At 54.3% G+C, this 18,849-nt stretch carries 17 protein-coding genes; 9 read left to right on the top strand and 8 right to left on the bottom strand.

Going from position 1 to position 18,849, the window contains the following annotated elements:
* The 7 genes from Q4501_RS14325 to Q4501_RS14355 all read right to left on the bottom strand — a co-directional run bounded on the left by Q4501_RS14325 (position 1) and on the right by Q4501_RS14355 (position 6,457).
* Positions 1-1,290: a TRAP transporter large permease gene (locus Q4501_RS14325; protein ID WP_303596945.1), complete on the bottom strand. Its 1,290-nt coding sequence runs from the start codon at positions 1,288-1,290 to the stop codon at positions 1-3.
* 39 nt (positions 1,291-1,329) lie between these two features.
* The gene (locus Q4501_RS14330) at positions 1,330-1,923 is read right to left on the bottom strand and encodes a TRAP transporter small permease (RefSeq protein WP_303596946.1); all 594 of its coding nucleotides are present in this window, start codon (positions 1,921-1,923) and stop codon (positions 1,330-1,332) included.
* Positions 1,924-2,041: 118 nt separating this feature from the next.
* Positions 2,042-3,070: a TRAP transporter substrate-binding protein DctP gene (gene dctP / locus Q4501_RS14335; RefSeq protein WP_303596947.1), complete on the bottom strand. Its 1,029-nt coding sequence runs from the start codon at positions 3,068-3,070 to the stop codon at positions 2,042-2,044.
* A 97-nt stretch (positions 3,071-3,167) separates the two neighbouring features.
* Complete coding sequence (locus tag Q4501_RS14340; protein WP_303596948.1) at positions 3,168-3,719, bottom strand: YqiA/YcfP family alpha/beta fold hydrolase; 552 nt, start codon at positions 3,717-3,719, stop codon at positions 3,168-3,170.
* 96 nt (positions 3,720-3,815) lie between these two features.
* Positions 3,816-4,805 carry an LLM class flavin-dependent oxidoreductase gene (locus Q4501_RS14345; RefSeq protein WP_303596949.1) on the bottom strand — a complete coding sequence of 330 codons (990 nt, stop codon included), beginning with the start codon at positions 4,803-4,805 and terminating at the stop codon, positions 3,816-3,818.
* Between the two features lie 14 nt (positions 4,806-4,819).
* The gene (nfsA, locus tag Q4501_RS14350) at positions 4,820-5,557 is read right to left on the bottom strand and encodes an oxygen-insensitive NADPH nitroreductase (protein ID WP_303596950.1); all 738 of its coding nucleotides are present in this window, start codon (positions 5,555-5,557) and stop codon (positions 4,820-4,822) included.
* A gap of 66 nt (positions 5,558-5,623) precedes the next feature.
* Entirely contained in the window at positions 5,624-6,457 is an 834-nt protein-coding gene (locus tag Q4501_RS14355; RefSeq protein WP_303596951.1) for an enoyl-CoA hydratase/isomerase family protein, read from the bottom strand.
* 115 nt (positions 6,458-6,572) lie between these two features.
* Between Q4501_RS14355 and Q4501_RS14360 the strand changes: the two genes are divergently transcribed.
* From Q4501_RS14360 to nhaD, 7 genes are all read left to right on the top strand, one after another.
* Positions 6,573-7,388 carry an ABC transporter ATP-binding protein gene (locus Q4501_RS14360; protein WP_303596952.1) on the top strand — a complete coding sequence of 272 codons (816 nt, stop codon included), beginning with the start codon at positions 6,573-6,575 and terminating at the stop codon, positions 7,386-7,388.
* Positions 7,389-8,267: a branched-chain amino acid ABC transporter permease gene (locus Q4501_RS14365; protein ID WP_216006526.1), complete on the top strand. Its 879-nt coding sequence runs from the start codon at positions 7,389-7,391 to the stop codon at positions 8,265-8,267.
* 1 nt (position 8,268) lies between these two features.
* Positions 8,269-9,312: a branched-chain amino acid ABC transporter permease gene (locus Q4501_RS14370; protein ID WP_303596953.1), complete on the top strand. Its 1,044-nt coding sequence runs from the start codon at positions 8,269-8,271 to the stop codon at positions 9,310-9,312.
* A gap of 36 nt (positions 9,313-9,348) precedes the next feature.
* Entirely contained in the window at positions 9,349-10,557 is a 1,209-nt protein-coding gene (locus Q4501_RS14375) for an ABC transporter substrate-binding protein (protein WP_303596954.1), read from the top strand.
* Between the two features lie 8 nt (positions 10,558-10,565).
* The gene (locus tag Q4501_RS14380; protein ID WP_303596955.1) at positions 10,566-11,375 is read left to right on the top strand and encodes an ABC transporter ATP-binding protein; all 810 of its coding nucleotides are present in this window, start codon (positions 10,566-10,568) and stop codon (positions 11,373-11,375) included.
* On the top strand, positions 11,372-13,174 hold the full coding sequence (locus Q4501_RS14385; RefSeq protein ID WP_303596956.1) for a long-chain fatty acid--CoA ligase: 1,803 nt from the start codon (positions 11,372-11,374) through the stop codon (positions 13,172-13,174). The genes Q4501_RS14380 and Q4501_RS14385 overlap by 4 nt, the downstream gene beginning before the upstream one ends.
* 156 nt (positions 13,175-13,330) lie before the next feature.
* Positions 13,331-14,839 (top strand): sodium:proton antiporter NhaD, encoded by a 1,509-nt coding sequence (gene nhaD, locus Q4501_RS14390; protein ID WP_303596957.1) that lies wholly within the window; start codon positions 13,331-13,333, stop codon positions 14,837-14,839.
* Positions 14,840-14,901: 62 nt separating this feature from the next.
* Here the strand turns inward: nhaD and Q4501_RS14395 are convergent, their stop codons facing one another.
* Positions 14,902-15,465: an NADPH-dependent FMN reductase gene (locus tag Q4501_RS14395; protein ID WP_303596958.1), complete on the bottom strand. Its 564-nt coding sequence runs from the start codon at positions 15,463-15,465 to the stop codon at positions 14,902-14,904.
* Positions 15,466-15,856: 391 nt separating this feature from the next.
* Here Q4501_RS14395 and Q4501_RS14400 point away from each other — a divergent pair, with 391 nt between their 5' ends.
* Both Q4501_RS14400 and Q4501_RS14405 read left to right on the top strand, forming a co-directional pair.
* On the top strand, positions 15,857-17,443 hold the full coding sequence (locus Q4501_RS14400; protein WP_303596959.1) for a parallel beta-helix domain-containing protein: 1,587 nt from the start codon (positions 15,857-15,859) through the stop codon (positions 17,441-17,443).
* 99 nt (positions 17,444-17,542) lie between these two features.
* Positions 17,543-18,829, top strand: coding sequence for an SO2930 family diheme c-type cytochrome (locus tag Q4501_RS14405; protein ID WP_303596960.1), 1,287 nt, complete (start codon positions 17,543-17,545; stop codon positions 18,827-18,829).
* Positions 18,830-18,849: the final 20 nt, after the last annotated feature.

Consider the following 18,849-nt stretch of genomic DNA (forward strand, 5'->3'; position numbering starts at 1 on the left):
CTATCCGTCTGCAAAGGCGAGATCACGCAGGAACAGAGCGATGTCCGGAAATGCAATGATCAGTCCAGCCGCTGTGATCAGCATGAAAATAAACGGAGGTGTACCCCGAATAACTTCCAGATACGGCCGCTTGAAAATCGCAATGGCTGTGAAAATATCGCAACCAAATGGCGGCGTGGCTGAGCCGATTGCGACTTGCAAGGTGATGAGTACACCAACAAGTACCGGATCCAGGCCTGTGGCCTGAATGGCGGGAGCAAAGATAGGCGTCAGTACCAGAATGACAACAATGGGGTCGACAAACATACAGGCAATGAAGAACGAGACACAGATGGCGATAAGCACGCCTACCGGCCCGGCCTCGTTGACGCCAACGGATTCCAGAATTGCCTGAGGGATCTGGGCGAATGAAATAATCCAGGAGAAGCCATTGCCCACGGCTACCAGAATAAAGACAACGGCTGTGATCAAACCAGTGGACTTGGCAATTTTGTAGACTTCACCAAGCTTCAAAGAGCGGAAGATAACGAATTCGAGCAGGAACGCATAGAGTACGCAGACCGCTGCCGCCTCTGTCGGGCTAAAAATGCCGCCGTAGATACCGCCAACAATAATGACCGGGAAGAACAGTGGCCAGAGGGCATCACGCACGGACACAGCGCGCTGGCTCCAGGTGGCCTTGGGTTCTGTTGGAACCTTGTTTTTGTATGCGTAAAACAGGCAATAGAGCGAGAACATGAAGAGGATCAGGATACCCGGGCCCACACCCGCGATGAACAGCTCGGCAATGGAGGTCTGAGAGATAACCCCGTAGATAATCATGCCGATGCTGGGGGGGATCAGGAAGGCAATGTCACTGGCGTTGATAATCAAGGCCAGAGTAAACGAGTCGGAATAACCCGCCTTGAGCATTTTGGGGCGCAGGGGAGAGCCCACAGCAACAACCGTAGCCTGGGTCGAGCCGGAAACGGCACCAAATAGCGTACAGGATGTAGCAGTACTGATTGCCAGCCCGCCTTTAATATGGCCAATAAAGGCCATGACCATGTTGATAAGCCGGTCTGCTGACTGGCCACGGGTCATGATGTCGGCGGCAAGAATGAACATGGGTACTGCAATCAGAGACGCGGGCCTTATGCCCCCCATCATTTGCTGAATGAACGTGCCCATCTGGCCGAAGCCGTCGAACATCATTACAAAACCAACGACGGCGGCGGTCGTCAGTGGAATCATCATCGGGAAGCCGAGGAGCAGCAGCCCGATCATGATGATCATTAGAATTGTCGCCATAGGTGTGCCCTTTGTTATCGAGTCCGGTGCGAAACCGGATCAGACTTCCGATTCTGTGTCAGCGTAACCGTCAATCACACCGGTGGAGAGGTAGACATCCTCACTGGTGAAGTTCTTGATGGCGGTGAGGAAATACTGGATACCGGTCACCGCGAAGCCAACGGGTGCCCATATGTAGATCCACCAGATTTCAAAACCCAATGCCGGCAAAATGCGGCCACGGCTATAGAGAGTTTCGATGTATCCGTACGAGTGGTAGCAAAGGAAGAACATCACCACGGATGTGAACAGGGCGATGAATATCATCAATGCTTTCCGGCCTTTGGTCGGGAGGGCATCATAAACGGCGGACATCCGGATATGGCGCCCGTAGCGTGCTGCATAACCGATGCCGGCAAAGGTCACCAGAATGATGAGGATGCGGTTGATTTCGCCGGAAAAGAACAGACCTTCTCCAAATACAAACCGGGCAATAACATTTACGCAGGTGTTGATGGCCATAAGGATCACGCCTGCTGCCAGTATGACGGCCTCAGTATTGGCGATCCATGTGTCTATGGTTCCCAAAAATCCGGGCAGTCCGGACTCAAAAGGGCCGGTATCGTCTTCTATCTCCGGGGGGTTCTCGGACATGGGGTCTGCTCCAGATCATGTCGCTCCCAGCCGGTCATTGGCTTTTGGCGGGGCGTGGTTAGTTCAATAAAACAAATGTCCGCCGGCGTGGGTGCCGGCGGACATGAACGACTCAGGATTAGTCGTTCTGTACTGCTTCCAGATCTTTCTTGAACTGGTTCAGAAGATCTTCACCGCCCTGACCAGCCATTTCAATGAACTTCTGCTCAACCTGCGGAGCTCGTTCCTTGAAGGCTGCGATCTGCTCGTCGTTCAAACGCGTGACGGTAACCTTGTCGCTGGCTTCCTGGATTTTCGCCAGAGCTTCATCCGCCAGACCGTCGATGTGAACAATGATTTCCTCAAAGGCAAAGTCTGCTGCGTCCTGAATGAGTTTCTTGTCGTCATCGGACAGGCCGTCGTAGAAATTCTTGTTGGCCATTGCTGCGGTAGTAAACCAACCGTGGCTGGTGAAGACCAGGTTAGGAGACACTTCATACAGTCCACCAGACTCGATCCAGAAGATCGGGTTTTCCTGGCCCTGAATCATGTTGGTCTGCAGAGCACCGTAAACTTCACCCCAGGGCAGTGGCGTCGGAGTTGCGCCAAAGGCCGAGTAGGTTTCTGACAGAAGCGGGTTGGTCATGACCCGGATCTTCTTGTTATTGAATTCCTCGGGCGTGGTAACAGGTTCATCCACCGTGACGACCATTTCGCCTTCCGGGTACATCTGAAGCAGTTCCAGCCCTTTTTCGGCATAGAGCTTCGGGAAGTCCTTGTTGATCGCGTCACTTTGACGGAAGAACTCGATGACCGTGTTCATGTCGGTGGGCATCAGGTAAGGAATGAAGAAGATCTGTGCTTCGGGGATCAGGGAGCCGGTAAAGCCAGGCGACTGGTTTACAAAGTTCAGAATGCCAGCCTGGGTCTGCTCCATGATGTCATCGGACTCACCGAGTTCACCAAAACGATATACCTGCAGGGTGTGATCGGAATTGTCTTCGATGTATTCCTTGAATTTGTATGCGTATACATCCTGTACGTCGCCTTCATATTCTTCGTGTGCGTAACGCCAATTGGCCGCATTCACGGAGTTTGCTGCGGTCATTGCCGCGAATGCGAACGCTGAAAGTCCGGCCAGTTTCTTGAATTTACTCATGCTGCTCATCGGGTTTTCTCCGTTCGTTTTTTTACAGTTATCTATTGTTACATTATTAAAGACTGGCAAAAGTCGGCGACTTTCGCAAGAAATTGGCCCTTTTGGATTATTTTTGACGAGTTCCCGTTTGCGTCAAGCCTGCTCTGAATAGAAATTGCCGAAACTCTTCAACGACCCGGTCAAGGCTGTTCTCGAGCCGGTGGCCATCGGAAAGGAGCAAGATTGAAAGCGCCTGTTGCCGGGCGAGCTTGATAACAGGCATGACTGGCACTACGTCGTCATGCCATCCGTGAATGATTTGAGTATGCCTGGCTTGAATGCGTGGGCTGGATTGGGGGTAGTCGGGAAGCGCGAGCGCCGGCGCCAGCAGGAAGCACCCCAGAACCTGTGTCTGTTCGCTGGCCTGGGCACATACCCAGCCTCCCATGCTGGAGCCCGCCAGGATAGTGTTTTCCGGGGTGGCGCCGCTGTTGGCAATGGCCTCCTGCATTTGGGCAAGGCGAACGGCCGGGTCTTTGGTGCTGCGGTGGTCAATGGCATGCGCCTGAACGTTATCCAGGGTCTCCGCCAGGGTTTTCATTGCCTGGATTTTGGTGCCTCCAGGGCCGCTCTCAAGTCCGTGGGAGAGAAAAACGTGTTTGGTGGTTTGTCTGGTCATTGAGCAATCTTTCCAAAACGGGAGTGTCGTTCTGGTTTGATGGTGGGCAGCCGGTATCGTTTTGTCCAGTTCTGGTTTGAACTGCGGTGCTCTGACCTAAGAGCGGGTTTCCTTGAGTATATCCAGTGCATGACGACGTTTTTCCGGGTCATGAATATCCACTGTGAACATAAGCTCGTCCACCGTAACACTGGCCAGTAACTCATTGATCTGGGTTCTGATCGTTTCGGAATCGCCGAGTAGTTGTAACGCGAGGAAGTCCTTCACTGCAGCTTGCTCACCGGCATTCCAGAGCCCGTCCATGGAGGCCACCGGTGCTTTCATCCAGAGCGGTTGCCCTCGGAACAATGCCAGTATGCGCTGGTAACTGGTAGTTGCCAGGTGCTTTGCCTCATCCATGGAATCTGCAGGCACAGCGGGAACTGCCAGGATGGCGTAAGGCTGCTTCAGTTGCTCTGAGGGCCGGAAGTTGTCCCGATAGACTTTCAGGGCCTCGCGATACAGGCGCGGAGCAAAGTGACCGGCAAAGGCGTAGGGTAACCCGCGCATGGCCGCGAGCTGGGCACTGTAGATGCTGGAGCCGAGGAGCCAGATGGGCACGTGGGTGCCGGCACCGGGAATGGCCTTTACCGCCTGTCCGGGCTGCAGAGGTCCGAGAAGGGCCTGAAGCTTTGCTACGTCTTCGGGGAACTGTTCAGCACCCAGGCCATCCCGGCGCAGAGCTCGGGCCGTTATCGGGTCGGTGCCCGGCGCCCGGCCCAGGCCCAGGTCAATCCGGCCCGGGTAGAGGCTTTCCAGTGTGCCGAACTGCTCGGCGATAACCAAGGGCGGGTGGTTAGGCAGCATCACGCCCCCGGAGCCAACCCGGATGTATCGGGTTTTACCGGCTATGTGACCGATCAGTACCGACGTGGCAGAGCTACTGATGCCTTCCATATTATGGTGCTCTGCCAGCCAGAAACGCTTGAAGCCGAGATGTTCAGCATGTTGGGCATAGGCCACGCTATTTGCCAGCGTCGCCCCCACGGAATCACCTTCGCGAACCGATGCGAGTTCCAGCAGTGAGTAGGGAGGAAAGTTGCTCATGGGGCTCCGGGTATTCATTGCATTTTAAAGCCTTTTCCCTGCAGGAAGTCTTTCATGTGCGGCCGAAGTTTGGTGGTGAACAGGGGCTTGAGTTGCTCTGACCAGTTCGTCTCCTTGTTGCCGCCGGTGCGCTCCAGGTAATACTTCCTCATGGTCTCGTCGAAGTGCGCAACCTGTCCCTCATCCTTTTCGTCCTGATAATAATCTTCCTTGAGGATGGTCTCTACCGGCAACCGGGGTTTCACCTCCGGGTTCTGGTCAGGATATCCGAGGCACATCCCGAACACCGGGTACACATGCTCAGGCAGGCGGAGAATGTCACTGATTTCGGCAGGGTTGTTCCTTATCCCGCCTATGTAGCAAATTCCCAGTCCTTCAGACTCTGCAGCAATGGCAACGTTCTGAGCCATCAGTGCTGTGTCGACACTGGCAATCAGTAATTGCTCTGTCATACCGCGGACCACTTCGGCCCCCGCCCTTTCAGCCGCTTCTGTGGATCGCTTCATGTCGGCACAGAACACCAGGAAATCCGAGCTCTCGGCAACGTAGGTCTGGCCACCCGCCAGGGCTGCGATCTTCTGCCTGTTATCCGGGTTTACCACGTGAATCACGGAGTAAGCCTGGACGTGGCTGGAGGTAGCGGCACTCTGGCCGGCACGAATAAGCTCTGCGAACAGCTCGCGGGGGATCTTCCGCTCTGTGAATTTGCGAATTGAGCGGTGGGATTGCAGTAGTTCGATGACCGGATTCATGATGCCTCGCATTGAGTGGAATGGTGTTGTGTGCAACCGCTTTGCTAACACCCCGGGAAAGTGATTCTACTCGCCGGAAAAAGCGGCGGGTCGCTTGGCGAGAAACGCCGATACACCTTCGTCGAAATCGCCTGTGTGCGCAATCTTGAGAAAGGCTTGCCTCTCAGCCTCAAGTTGTTCGGCCAGGGATCGACCACCGGCCTGATCAACGAGTTGGCGAAAGGCACCAAAAGCTTTGGTCGGGCCGCTGGCAACCTGCTTGATTGTGCCTGCCAGGGCTTCTTCATAGGAATCTGAGGGCGCGACATGGGTTATCAAGCCCCAGCTTTGCGCCTCTTCAGCGGTGAGTTGTCGGCCAAGCATCATCATTTCAGCGGCCCGGGTAGCGCCTGCCTTGTGCGGCAGGAACCAGGTGCAGCCGCAGTCGGGCACGGCGCCTATTCCATTGTAGGCGATAAGAAATTTTGCCCGCTCATCCGCCACAATGATGTCTGCCATCAGCGCCAGGCTCAGCCCGGCGCCGGCTGCCGGGCCCCGTACTGCGGCAACCATCGGAGCATCGATGCTCCGCAACAGAAGAATCGCTTCGTTGAGGGGCACCAGCAACCCGTTGATAAAGTCTCTGATCTGTTCCGGTGTGCCCGCCATGCTGGCAACGTCGCCACCGGCCATAAATGCTCTTCCGGACCCTGTCAGCACAACGCAGCGTAACCCCGGCTGTCTACTCAGTGTCTGTGCAGCGGCCAAGAACGCTTCCGCCATGGGTATGCTGATCGCATTGAGTACCTCGGGGCGGTTAAACGTAAGGGTTGCCACACCGGTTTGGGCATCAAACGCAGAGATTAGCGGGCTGACTGTCATGGTCGTGGATTCCTTCGTGCAGCCTGTTTGAATATTCATAGCGCAGACTGTCTTGGTTTTTATGATGAAAGTAGGCTACTTTATTCTTGCTCAGGAAGATAACCTGACGTTGACGTAAACAACAATAAACATAATCGCTCATGTGCGGGGAATAATGTCCAGTATCCTCGAAATTAATAATCTCTCGCTTTCGTTCGGTGGTGTTAAAGCCCTGCAGGATGTGAGTTTTCGCGTACCTGAAAATACGGTTACTACGGTGATCGGCCCGAATGGTGCGGGTAAAACGTCGCTGTTCAATTGTATTTCGGGGTTTTACAAGCCCCAGCAGGGCACCATCCGCTACCAGGGCGAGGTGCTTGCAGGGGTAAAACCACCCGTCCGCGCTGCCATGGGGCTCGCGCGCACCTTCCAGAATATTGCCCTGTTCCGGGGTATGACCGTGCTCGACAACATCAAGCTTGGTGCGCACGTGCACATGAAAAGCGGTCTGCTGGGGTCGCTGGCGTATTTCGGTGCGGCTCGCCGTGAGGAAATGGCAGTGCGCAGCCATGTGGAACAGCACATTATTGATTTTCTTGAGATTGACCATATCCGCCGCCAACCGGTAGCCAGCTTGTCCTACGGGCTACAGAAACGTGTGGAGTTGGCTCGTGCGCTGGCCATGCGGCCCAAAGTGCTCATGCTGGATGAGCCTGTTGCCGGAATGAACCGGGAAGAAAAGGAGGATATGGCGAGGTTTATTCTCGACATTCGCGAAGAATGGGGCGTGACCGTGCTAATGGTTGAGCACGATATGGGCATGGTCATGGATATTTCCGATCATATTGCAGTACTCAACTTTGGCCAGGTTATAACGGAAGGTCTCCCAGAGGAGGTACAGAAAAATCCGCAGGTCATCGAAGCGTATCTGGGGACCAGTGATATGGACAGTCTGCGCAAGAAGCTGAATCCAGAACAGGAGGTGGCTTGAATGGACTGGTTATTTTTCGGGGAAATCAGTCTGGCAGGCCTGGCCATGGGCGGCCTCTATGCTCTGATCGGGTTGGGATTTGTGATCATCTACAAAGCCACCCGGGTTATTAACTTCGCCATCGGCGAAATCATGATGTTCGCGGCGTACCTGTTTCTTGCCTTTGCCGGCGGTATGGAAATGTCCCCCTGGGTAGCTCTGCCGCTGGCAGTGCTTGGCGGGAGCCTGCTGGGTGGTGTGATTGAAAAGATAATGATTCGCCCGATGCTGGGAGAGTCATCCATCTCCGTGGTCATGGTGACTATCGGTATTGCCAGTATTCTGGTGGGGGTGGTGGAGATGATCTGGGGTGCAGATCCGCAGCTTTTGCCAAGTTTTTTACCTCGAAAACCTGTGTTTATCGGGGAGATGTACCTGGCGCCCAAGATTGCTTACGGCTTCCTCATTGGCGCCGCTCTGCTCATTGTTTATCTGTTGTATTTCCGCTTTTCCCGCGGTGGCGTGGCGTTGCGGGCTACCGCCTCCGATCAGGCGGCCGCTTATTCCATGGGCATTAATGTACGCCGGGTGTTCAACCTGGCCTGGGTGTTTGGCTCGCTCGCGGCGTCGCTTGCGGGTGTCCTGGTGGCAGCAACCGGTGGCCTGAGCCCGCAGTTCGGCGCTATCGGCCTCAGTGTGCTGGTGGTGGTTATTGTCGGCGGGCTCGACAGTATTGTCGGTGCATTGATTGCCGGTGTCTTTATCGGCTGGCTGGAAACGGTGGCGGGCGCGTATCTGGGCGGAGAGTACCGAATGCCGGCTACATTCGCGGTATTGGCCGTCATTCTGGTTTTCCGCCCTTATGGCCTTTTTGGCACCCACGAAATAGAGCGAGTTTAAGATGCGCATCGGTGACGCCAAACAAAGCTATGAGGCCGACGAGGCCATCCTGACCAGTAGCACACAGAAAATCTGGTTTGCACTTTTCCTCTTTGCTCTGCTGTTGTTCCCGTTTGTGGCCGACGCTTACCTGCTGTATCTGGGGTGCCTGGTTGGCATTGCGGTTATCAGCACCACGGGGCTGAATATTCTCACCGGTTTTACCGGGCTGATCTCTCTCGGGCAGGCCGGATTCATGGGGGTGGGTGGTTACACAGTGGCCTGGTTATCCGCGAACACGGGGTTACCCTTTCCGGTCACGCTGTTATTAGCCGGGCTGCTTGCGGCGGCGGTCGGTATTCTTGTCGGGCTTCCATCCCTCAGGGTAAAAGGTCTGTATCTGGCGATTGCTACTTTGGCTGCCAGTGTATTCCTGCACTTTATTTTTGCCGAGTGGGAGTCTGTGACCGGGGGTATGGGAGGCTTGAGCCTTGAGCCAGCGCACCTGTTCGGACTGACGTTTCAGAGTGATTTCGGGATGTACTTCATCATTGTGCCACTGGCCGTACTGATGGTGCTTGCCGCCAAAAATGTGTTCCGTACCCGTATCGGTCGGGCGTTTATCGCCATCCGGGACAGAGATATTTCGGCCGAAATTCTTGGCATTAATCTACTGCATTACAAGCTCATGTCCTTTGCTCTCAGTTCGTTTTATGCGGGGGTTGCCGGTGGCCTGTTTGCTTATTTTTTCCGGGTTGTCACTCCCGAAAGCTTTCCGCTGTCCATGTCCATTTTCTATCTGGCCGCGGTTATTGTGGGCGGCATGGGCAACCTGCTGGGCGGCATCCTCGGAGCAGCGTTCATGACGCTGATTCCGGAGGCGCTAAAGCTCCTTACCGCAGCGCTGACTCCGTTTTATCCGAACGCTCCGATATTCATGTCGCCGATGCTTGAGATCATCTTCGGTGCCTTGATCGTCGGTTTCCTTATTTTTGAACCGCATGGGCTGGCGGAGATCTGGCACCGCATACGGCGCTTTTTCAGTTTATGGCCCTTCAAGAACTAGTGGATTTAACAACAAGAAGCCGCAAGGAGAATAAACATGTTCAAAAGCATCCTCAGCAAAGGCCGCAAGCTCGCAGGTATCGGCAGTATTGCCGCTGCTCTGGTGGCCGCGGCACCCGCGGTGGCGCAGGATAAGGAGCCCATTGTATTCGGTGGCTCTATCCCGCTGTCTGGTGTGTTCGCCTTTGCCGGCGTACACCTCCATGCCGGCCTGACCGACTATACGACCTGGATCAACAGCCAGGGCGGCATCAACGGGCACCCGGTCAAGTACGTAATGGAGGACACCGGCTATGAAGTGGACCGTTCCGTGGCCGCCTTCAAGAAAATTACTGGCAGCAACACGGTTCCGGTCTATTACGGTGACAGCACCGGGTTCATGAAAACCATTGCGTCAGAACTGAACAGCAGGGGCTCCACACTCATGAGTGGAGCTTCTTTCGCGACTGCACTGACAGATAATGAGCAGTACCCGAATCAGTTCGTTCCCGGGCCAAACTACACCCAGATGTTCGGAATTATTCTTGAATACATTGCGACCCAGGGAAAAGACGGTGAGAAGCCGACGGTTGCCTTTGTATACAGCGATACGGAGTTTGGTAAGGACCCCATTGAAAACGGGAAGGCCAAAGCTGCCGAGATGGGCATCGAAGTTGTCGAGGAAATTGTTACCAAGCCCGGCAGCGTGGACGTATCTGCCGAGGTTTTGAAAATGCGCCGGGCGCGCCCGGACTTCGTCGTATTCCACGGCTATGTGCTGTCGCCCATCAACGAGTTCATGGTGCAGATGCGTCAGATGGGGCTGGATACCCAGTTCATGGGTACGTTCTGGTCTTCTGACAAGCTCATCATCAACAAAATGGGTGAGGATGCCGATGGCTACATGGGCGTTATGCCATACAACTACTATGACAGTGCTGAAGGCGGACCGATGCTCGACGCACTGCGAGCCACCGCAGAGAAGAGCGACCCGGATGCCGGCTATCGCCCGACCGGTTATATGCAGGGCTGGTTTAACGCCATGGTCTGGACGGAAGTCATCAAGCGCACCATGGATGCGGGTAAAGAGCTGACTGCAGAGAATATGGCCGAGTCCCTTGCTTCGATTAAAAACTGGGATACCGGCGGCATAATCGGCATTCCGGTTACTGCGCACGACATGTCTTTCCCGGTTGGTCGTATTTGGCGCGTGAATGCGAAAGAAGGCCGCTACGAGCCCGTATCTGACTGGATTCACCTCGACTGAGACACTCTATGGAAGCCTTGCTGGAAATCGATAACATAGAAGTGGTTTACAACAAGGCGGTGCAGGTCCTTCGGGGCCTGTCACTGCGTGTCCCCCGTGGCGCCATCGTTGCGCTGCTGGGCTCCAATGGCGCTGGCAAGTCCACCACACTGAAAAGTGTGTCCGGGTTGCTGGCTCTTGAAGATGGTGAAGTGACCGCCGGAGAGATTCGCTTCAAGGGCGAACCCTTAAAGGGGCGGGCGCCGGAAAAACTGGTTCGCGATGGCCTGTTTCATGTAATGGAAGGGCGCCGGGTTTTTGAGGATCTTACTGTCGAGGAAAACCTAATCGCGGCAACCTACGCTCTCAGTGGCCGTAAAACGTCGCTGGACGATGCCTATGAGCTGGTATACGACTATTTTCCCCGTCTCAGAGAGCGTCGCAAACAGCTTGCAGGTTACTTGTCGGGCGGTGAGCAACAGATGCTGGCACTTGGCCGGGCGCTGATTGCTCAGCCAGAACTGATCATGCTGGATGAGCCCTCACTGGGGCTTGCGCCGCAGTTAGTTGAAGAGATATTTACGATTATTGCGCGTATTAATCGGGAGCAGGGCACTGCAATATTGTTGGTCGAGCAGAATGCTGCTGTGTCTCTGGCCATTGCTTCTTATGGTTACATCATGGAAAACGGAAAAATCGTGATTGATGGCCCTGCGGATAAGCTGTCATCTAACGAGGATGTACAGGAATTCTATCTCGGTGTCGGTGGCAAAGAAGGCGAAGCCCGCAGTTACCGGGATATCAAACACTACAAGCGCCGTAAGCGGTGGCTGTCATGACAACACCGCAGATTCGTGATCTTACACTTGTACAAATGCTCCGGGCGCACGCAAAAGAGCGGCCGGACATGTTGGCGCTTCGCCAGAAAGACTTTGGTATCTGGCAAGCCTACTCCTGGCAGGACTATTATCTGCGTGCCCGCCACTTTGGTTTGGGCCTGCGAGCGCTTGGTCTTTCGGAAGGCGGCCATGTTGCCATTCTTTCGGAAAACCGGGTGGAATGGGTTATCGCCCAGATGGGCATTGGCCTGGTAAAGGGTATCTGCGTGGGGGTTTATCCTACGAGCCCCTGGAATGAAGTGGCCTACGTGCTTGAGCACAGCGATGCAGAAATGGTGGTGTGCGAAGATCAGGAACAAACCGACAAGGTTCTGGAAGCCTGGCCGCAGTTGCCGCAACTGAAGCACAATATCGTTATTGATCCGAAAGGATTGCGTTCTTATCCGGAGCCGCCCTCGTCGTTCGAAGAAATTGAAAAGATGGGGCAGGAATTCGAGAAAAACCATCCCGGGCTGATTGACGAATTGCTCGATAGTCAGCAGATGGACGATATTGCCCTGATGATTTACACCTCGGGCTCTACCGGCCGACCCAAAGGTGCGATGATCAGCTGGGGCAACCTGCATGCTGGTGCGCCCGGGCTTGTAGAACTCCTGGGGGTTGATCAGCACAGCACCAGCCTGTCCTATCTGCCGTTATGCCATGTGGCAGAGCAGGCACTGACCAATATTGCGCCTGTCTATGTGGGCAGTGCAGTAAGCTTTGGCGAAAGCCTGCGCACAATCCAGGAAGACCTTCGCGAAATTGCACCTACGTTCTTTCTGGGCGTTCCGCGGATCTGGGAAAAGCTCCATTCCTCAATCTACATAAAAATGCAGGAGACCGGGCGTTTTCGGCAGATGCTTTTCGATCGTGCCATGAAAGCCTGTGAGCCTATGGCGACCAAGCCCAAAGCAAAGTGGAGCCTTGGTGAGCGGATGACCTACAGCCTTTACTACTGGCTTGTATTCCGCGCTTTGCGGAATTTTATCGGTCTGCGCCGTTGCAGCATCGCGCTGACCGGGGCGGCGCCTATATCGCCGGGGATTCTCAAATTTTTCCGCACCCTGGGCGTGCCTCTTGTAGAGGTTTTTGGTCAGACCGAAAGCACGGGTGTGGCGACCGCCCAGCGCCCGGACAATGTTTGCCTCGGAACCGTGGGAACTGCTCTTGCAGGGCTCGAGGTGGCGCTGGGGGAAATGAACGAAATCATCATGCGAGGCGGCATGGTGTTCAAAGGCTATTACAAGAATGATGAGGCAACAGAAACGACCCTCAAGGACGGCTGGCTGCACACTGGCGATGTAGGCGAATGGCAAGAGGGGCAGCTGAGAATCGTAGACCGGCTCAAAGACATCATGATTACTGCCGGAGGCAAGAACCTGTCACCCACGGAGATTGAAAACACGATCAAGGCCAGCCCTTACATCAAGGAGTGCATTGTTATTGGTGAGGCCCGGAAGTATGTCTCGGCATTGATTCAGGTGGATTTTGAAACTGCTGCCAAATGGGCGGAGCAGGAACGCATTGCTTACACCACGTTCCGCAGTCTGACCGAGAATGAAAAAGTGAACGATCTGATCCAGGCTGAGGTGACCAAAGGTAATGAGAGCCTGCCACAAGTGGCACAGATCAAGCGTTTTCATTTGTTGAGCAAAGAGCTGGATCACGATGATGATGAGGTGACGGCTACGATGAAAGTGCGTCGAAGCAAAATCTATGAGAAATATGAGGATGTGATCGAAACGCTGTATAGCTGACAAGCGTCGCGCCGGTGCTCAACAGTAAAGTGATACGATAAATATCAAATCTGATAGGTTACGAACGATCTGGATCAAGTCGATTTGATAGAAGCTATGGTTTGCCGGGCTGATTTTGATTGATAATGTCAGCCCCAAACTTTTGAGCCAGCTATCATGACTGAAAATCACAGCTCCGAAAAACTACCCGCCCGATGGGGCCATCGGCGTTGCTTTGCCCGGCATGGCATCGCCAGAACATTGATTTTGACCCTGTCTGCTCTCTTCAGCATCGGATTCAGCGCTTTTGCCAGCGCCGCCGAGTCCGGTGCTGCGAACCTGACGCACCATCCGGTGGGTTACCTTGCGGTTATTATCTTTGTTATTGCCTATGCATTTGTGATGCTTGAGGAAAAGCTTCATCTGCGCAAATCCAAGCCAGTGCTGCTTGCGGCTGGCCTGATCTGGTTCCTGGTCGCTGGTGTGGCGGCCATGAATGGCGATACCGAAAGCGCCAACGAAGCTTTGAAACACAACCTTCTGGAATACTCTGAACTCTTGCTGTTCCTGCTGGTGGCGATGACCTACATAAACGCCATGGAAGAGCGTCAGCTTTTTGATGCGCTTCGCGGCTGGCTGGTGAGCAAAGGGTTCAGCTATCTCAGCCTGTTCTGGATTACCGGCATACTGGCATTCTTCATCTCGCCCATCGCCGACAACCTCACCACAGCTCTGTTAATGTGTGCCGTGCTGATGAAAGTCGGTGAAGACAGCCCGCGCTTTATAGGTCTCGGCTGCATCAATATCGTAATAGCGGCAAATGCCGGTGGTGCTTTTTCTCCGTTTGGCGATATCACAACCCTGATGGTCTGGCAGAAGGGCGTAGTTGAGTTCACAGAGTTCTTCAGGCTGTTTATTCCTTCTGCGGTCAATTTCCTGGTGCCAGCCGTCATCATGAGTTTTGCCGTTCCAAGTGAGCCGCCGAAGGATGCATCGGATCCGGTGATCATGAAGCGCGGTGCCCGCCGCACGGTCGGGCTGTTTCTGCTTACCATCACAACCGCTGTGTTGGGTCACAACTTTCTGCATCTGCCGGCGGTTGTGGGCATGATGATGGGCCTCGCTTACCTGCAGTTCCTGAGCTATTACCTGCAGCTAAGCTTTAAACGCGGTGTTGCCCGTGAGCGGGTCTGGGCTGAAAACCACAAGAATACCCGCCTGCTTGAACGGCTCGACAAAGCCGTGCCCTTCGATATTTTCAACCCTATGGCCCGTACAGAGTGGGATACGCTGCTGTTTTTCTACGGTGTTGTGCTGTGTGTGGGCGGGCTTGGCTACATAGGCTATTTGTCTGAGGTGTCCCAGATCTTGTATCACGACTGGAACGCCACCGGCGCCAACATTGCGGTAGGTGTTATGTCAGCGATTGTTGATAACATTCCGGTGATGTTCGCCGTACTCTCGATGGAGCCAGACATGTCCCACGGCCAGTGGTTGCTGGTTACACTCACTGCGGGTGTTGGTGGCTCCATGCTGTCAATTGGCTCAGCGGCCGGAGTTGCCCTGATGGGCCAGGCTCGTGGTTACTACACCATCATGTCTCACCTGCGCTGGACTCCGGTAATCATGCTTGGTTACGCAGCTTCCATCGCAACACACATGTGGATCAACGCGAGCTTGTTCTGACCCTCTTTTCACGGAGCCCCTTCTGGGCTCCGTCGTTCATAGCGCTTTGCCGTGCCTGATTTTCACCGCATGGTTTTAAGGGCGGCAGCCCACTTTTCCATTTCTTCCAGCATCGCCGTGGCTGATGGATCTATCAGGTCGTTGGAATGGAACACCTTGTTGTCGTCCAGCTGATTCCACGCCATAGGTACCATGACGCCTTCGACCATTGGCATCATCTTCAGAGTCGTCACCAGTTGACGGGCCAGCGTTGCAGCACGCACACCGCCAGCTGCGCCGCCATAGCTTACAAACCCGCACGGCTTGTAGTTCCACTCGGTGTAAACGAAATTCAGAGCGTTGACAAAGGCCGGGGGCGGGCAGTAGTTGTACTCGGGCATCACGAACACATAAGCATCGGCGGCGTTTACGCTTTCTGACCAGTTTTTGGTGTGCGCATGCTCGTAAATGCCTGAGCGTGGATGATTGGCTTCGTTGTATACCGGCAGGTCGAAATCGGCCAGATCTACCAGTTCGCAGTCAAAACCGGAGTTGCTTGCTGCAAACTCGCTGAACCAGGTCGCTATGGACGGGCCGATGCGCCCGGGCCGAGTACTGCAGATTACGATATTCAGTTTGAGTGCCATAAACATTGCCCTGAATGGATGTAAATATCAGCTTGAATCCGAGTTTTTACCCTAAGCCGAATCTAGATGCCCCAGCGTGGGAGATCAAGCGAAGCATTTTGAGAGAGATGGACAGTGAATCCGATCAAGTGCTCAGCCAGGTTTATAATGTCAAAAGAACCTGATCAAAAGCTTCAAAACATACCTTTTCACGAATCCGTCAGTCCCCTTTTGTCTGCTCTGAACGCCCTGTGACACAACGCCTTAAAGGAATTGCACAGAGGTTCTGTATTTCTGGCTAACGTTTATTCTCGCTTTGCCTGGTGCCCGGGAATAGTGTTTTCCGCGTGCGCCGAACCTTTTTCCCGGGAACGCGCCTGCAAAAACAAACAATAAGCAAGCAGGTAATACCATGCGTCAGAAAGTAAAACTCTCGAAGATATTCACAATTTCAGCGCTAGCCAGTGGATTGCTGCTGGCGGGCTGTGGCGACGACGGCGACGACGGTAAGGACGGCAAAGACGGTGTTGCCGGAGAGGTCGGTCAGAGCGTTGTTGTATCAACTACTTCCGGGTTTGCGATAACTGAAGATGCCATTTTTGTGGCGCCGGATGCCGTTGATGGCGATGACATTACGGAAGCGCTCTCCCTTGCTCTGTTCGATCTTTCAGAGGATGCCTTGGTGGTGCTGCCGAAAGGGCGCTTTGTGGTGACCGAAAGCATTGTTGTAAACAGTGCACGGGGTCTCACCCTTAGTGGCCACGGTATTAACGAAACCATTCTGGATTTCAGCACATCCAATGGCGACGACGCGTTTCGTTTCCAGGGCGGCAATGGCATTACTGTCCGTGATCTGGGCGTTTATGAAGCCCCTAAAAATGGGATCAAGACAACCAACGTTAACGGTATCCATATCACCTATACGGCCACTGTATGGGAAGGCGATCTGGAAGCAAACAACGGCGCCTATGGCCTCTATCCTCTAAAAAGCCAAAACGTATTAATGGAGAACAACTACGCTTTCGGCTCTGCGGATGCAGGGATTTATGTTGGGCAGTCAGAAAATATTGTGGTTCGCAACAATACGGCCAAGCAGAATGTGGCGGGTATTGAAATCGAAAACTCCACCATGGCTGATGTCTATAACAACATCGCCGTTGGCAATTCCGGTGGCATTCTGGTTTTCGACTTGCCCGGGCTGGATAAGGCCTATGGTGGAAATGTACGGGTCTTCAATAATCAGGCATATAACAACAATGCTGACAATGTGGGGGCCGGCGTTGTTGGCATGGTGCCGCCGGGTACCGGTGTTCTGGTGCTCGCCACCAGCGACGTCGAAATCTACAACAACCAGATTACTGATAATGAGACCACCGCCGCCGCAATCACCAGTTATCTGCTGGTCGACGATGACGTATCCAGCTATGCAGCCAACTACGGTGCCACCATAGCGAATGGCTGGAGCCCGACCCTGAAAAACGTCTACCTGCACAACAACACGATTGCGCGCAACGGGGCCAACCCACGTGGTGCTCTGCTGGCACCTGTTATCGGTGGATATACATCCGGCATGAACAGTTCCGGCATGGCGCAGACTTTCCCGGCCATTCTGTATGGCGGCATCGGTGAACTCTTGTCCAACACGGGAACCCTTGGCGCATTCAACGGAATTGTCGGGCCAGATGCTGCCGCTGATGGGGTGAACTACGATCCGTATGGCCCCGGCGATCTGATCTGTGCCAACAGCAACATCAACGGGAACGCGGCGCCTGACTACGAGAACGTCAATACGGGGCTGGTTTATCCGACGAATCCGGCGGATCTGACACTCGTTGATGGCGATGGTAACCCTCAGCCTCACCTGCTGATTGACCGGATGGTCAACAATACCTATCTCAACTGTGTCCAGCCGCGCCTGGCGCCCGCTGAGGTGAACTTTCGTAACACTATCTACGGCTGTACCGGGGATGATCTGGCAGAGGCGGCGTGTGCGCTATAGCCAGGTCTTCTGAGCTGTTATCTACCTTGTAATAATCAATAGCGGTGTGTTGCCGGGCAGAGCTTTCCGGCAACACACCGCTGCACGAGAGCATGACCCATGAAAAACAAAAAAATAACGACAGCAGCGATTCTGGCGACGTCTTTTTTTCTGACGGCGTGTGGCGGTAGCGGTAGCGGTGGAGACGATTCTGAGGGTGGTACGCCCCCGCCGGCAGGCTCAGCACTGAATGCCGGGGCCGGTTCGCCGACGGGAGCAGAAGGCAGTTGTGGCGCGACGACGACCGGAGTCAACTGGGATGCATTGATGACAGAGATATGCCCCAAATTGTCGGATTACAATCTGTTTGCCGATGCGACCGATCCGACGACCGCACCAGCCCGTGGTGGCGTGCCATATGATCTATCGACGGCCTTGTTCTCCGATTACACCAGCAAGTACCGTTTCATATTTGTGCCCGAAGGCAAGACGATCAGCTATAACGCTTCGGAAGTGCTGGAGTTCCCGGTAGGAACGGTTATCACCAAAACTTTTGCACTGCCCGAAAACACCGCTGTGCGTGATGGAGAGGAACTGGTTATTGAAACCCGGTTGCTGATCCACCGCTCCGATGGATGGTTTGCGCTTCCGTACTACTGGTCTTCGGACTCTGACGCGGTTCTGGCCATCGCAGGCAAGCGCCTGACGGACCTGACGACGATCAACAATCAGGGGCAACAGATTACTTTTGATTATTCGGTCCCGAAAGCCGGAGACTGCTCTTCCTGTCACTCTATCGTGCCCAATCTGTCGGGCTCGGGTGATGACCGTGAGCAGATCTTCTTGCCCATCGGTCCGAAGGCGCGCTATCTGAACAAAGACTATGCCTATGCAGACGGAACCGTTTACAACCAACTTCAGTTCATGGCTGAAGGTGAGTTACTGACCGGTTTGCCATTTGATCTACAGACTGTCGAGAAAGCGCCGGTGTTCAATGATCAGGTGCCTGTAGCTTCGCTTGCGCCGAGTCAGTTGGATGATGCGGCGCGGGCCTATCTCGACATCAACTGTGCCCATTGCCATCGCGCAGATCTTACGTTGCCGACAGATTACGCTGGCCCTGCTGGGAGCAGTGGAGTGCAATTGGAGTATAACCGGGACTATGCGGATTCTCCGGGCAAGTTTGGTGTATGCAAAACCCCAGTGGCGGGAGGCAAAGATGGTTATCCGTTCGATGTTATTCCAGGCAACGCTGCAGAGTCTTACCTGTTGTTCCGTATGACAACCGACGATAACCGTCACAAGATGCCGGAGCTCGCTCGCAATACCGCGCATCTGGAGGGCACAGCGCTTATTCGTAGCTGGATTGATCAATTGCCTGTGGCAAGCTGTTCACCTGTGCCATAAGAAAACTGCGCCATGCCCGG

This window comes from Marinobacter sp. 2_MG-2023 (assembly GCF_030546935.1).
Taxonomy (GTDB): domain Bacteria; phylum Pseudomonadota; class Gammaproteobacteria; order Pseudomonadales; family Oleiphilaceae; genus Marinobacter.

What these genes read in the sequence shown, in the direction of transcription:
- Q4501_RS14405 (WP_303596960.1), top strand. Translation starts at nt 17,543, where the DNA reads ATGAAAAACAAAAAAATAACGACAGCAGCGATTCTGGCGACGTCTTTT.
- Q4501_RS14330 (WP_303596946.1), bottom strand. Translation starts at nt 1,923, where the DNA reads ATGTCCGAGAACCCCCCGGAGATAGAAGACGATACCGGCCCTTTTGAG.
- Q4501_RS14385 (WP_303596956.1), top strand. Translation starts at nt 11,372, where the DNA reads ATGACAACACCGCAGATTCGTGATCTTACACTTGTACAAATGCTCCGG.
- Q4501_RS14400 (WP_303596959.1), top strand. Translation starts at nt 15,857, where the DNA reads ATGCGTCAGAAAGTAAAACTCTCGAAGATATTCACAATTTCAGCGCTA.
- Q4501_RS14345 (WP_303596949.1), bottom strand. Translation starts at nt 4,805, where the DNA reads ATGAGCAACTTTCCTCCCTACTCACTGCTGGAACTCGCATCGGTTCGC.
- Q4501_RS14365 (WP_216006526.1), top strand. Translation starts at nt 7,389, where the DNA reads ATGGACTGGTTATTTTTCGGGGAAATCAGTCTGGCAGGCCTGGCCATG.
- dctP (WP_303596947.1), bottom strand. Translation starts at nt 3,070, where the DNA reads ATGAGCAGCATGAGTAAATTCAAGAAACTGGCCGGACTTTCAGCGTTC.
- Q4501_RS14340 (WP_303596948.1), bottom strand. Translation starts at nt 3,719, where the DNA reads ATGACCAGACAAACCACCAAACACGTTTTTCTCTCCCACGGACTTGAG.
- Q4501_RS14395 (WP_303596958.1), bottom strand. Translation starts at nt 15,465, where the DNA reads ATGGCACTCAAACTGAATATCGTAATCTGCAGTACTCGGCCCGGGCGC.
- nhaD (WP_303596957.1), top strand. Translation starts at nt 13,331, where the DNA reads ATGACTGAAAATCACAGCTCCGAAAAACTACCCGCCCGATGGGGCCAT.
- Q4501_RS14360 (WP_303596952.1), top strand. Translation starts at nt 6,573, where the DNA reads ATGTCCAGTATCCTCGAAATTAATAATCTCTCGCTTTCGTTCGGTGGT.
- nfsA (WP_303596950.1), bottom strand. Translation starts at nt 5,557, where the DNA reads ATGAATCCGGTCATCGAACTACTGCAATCCCACCGCTCAATTCGCAAA.
- Q4501_RS14325 (WP_303596945.1), bottom strand. Translation starts at nt 1,290, where the DNA reads ATGGCGACAATTCTAATGATCATCATGATCGGGCTGCTGCTCCTCGGC.
- Q4501_RS14355 (WP_303596951.1), bottom strand. Translation starts at nt 6,457, where the DNA reads ATGAATATTCAAACAGGCTGCACGAAGGAATCCACGACCATGACAGTC.
- Q4501_RS14380 (WP_303596955.1), top strand. Translation starts at nt 10,566, where the DNA reads ATGGAAGCCTTGCTGGAAATCGATAACATAGAAGTGGTTTACAACAAG.
- Q4501_RS14375 (WP_303596954.1), top strand. Translation starts at nt 9,349, where the DNA reads ATGTTCAAAAGCATCCTCAGCAAAGGCCGCAAGCTCGCAGGTATCGGC.
- Q4501_RS14370 (WP_303596953.1), top strand. Translation starts at nt 8,269, where the DNA reads ATGCGCATCGGTGACGCCAAACAAAGCTATGAGGCCGACGAGGCCATC.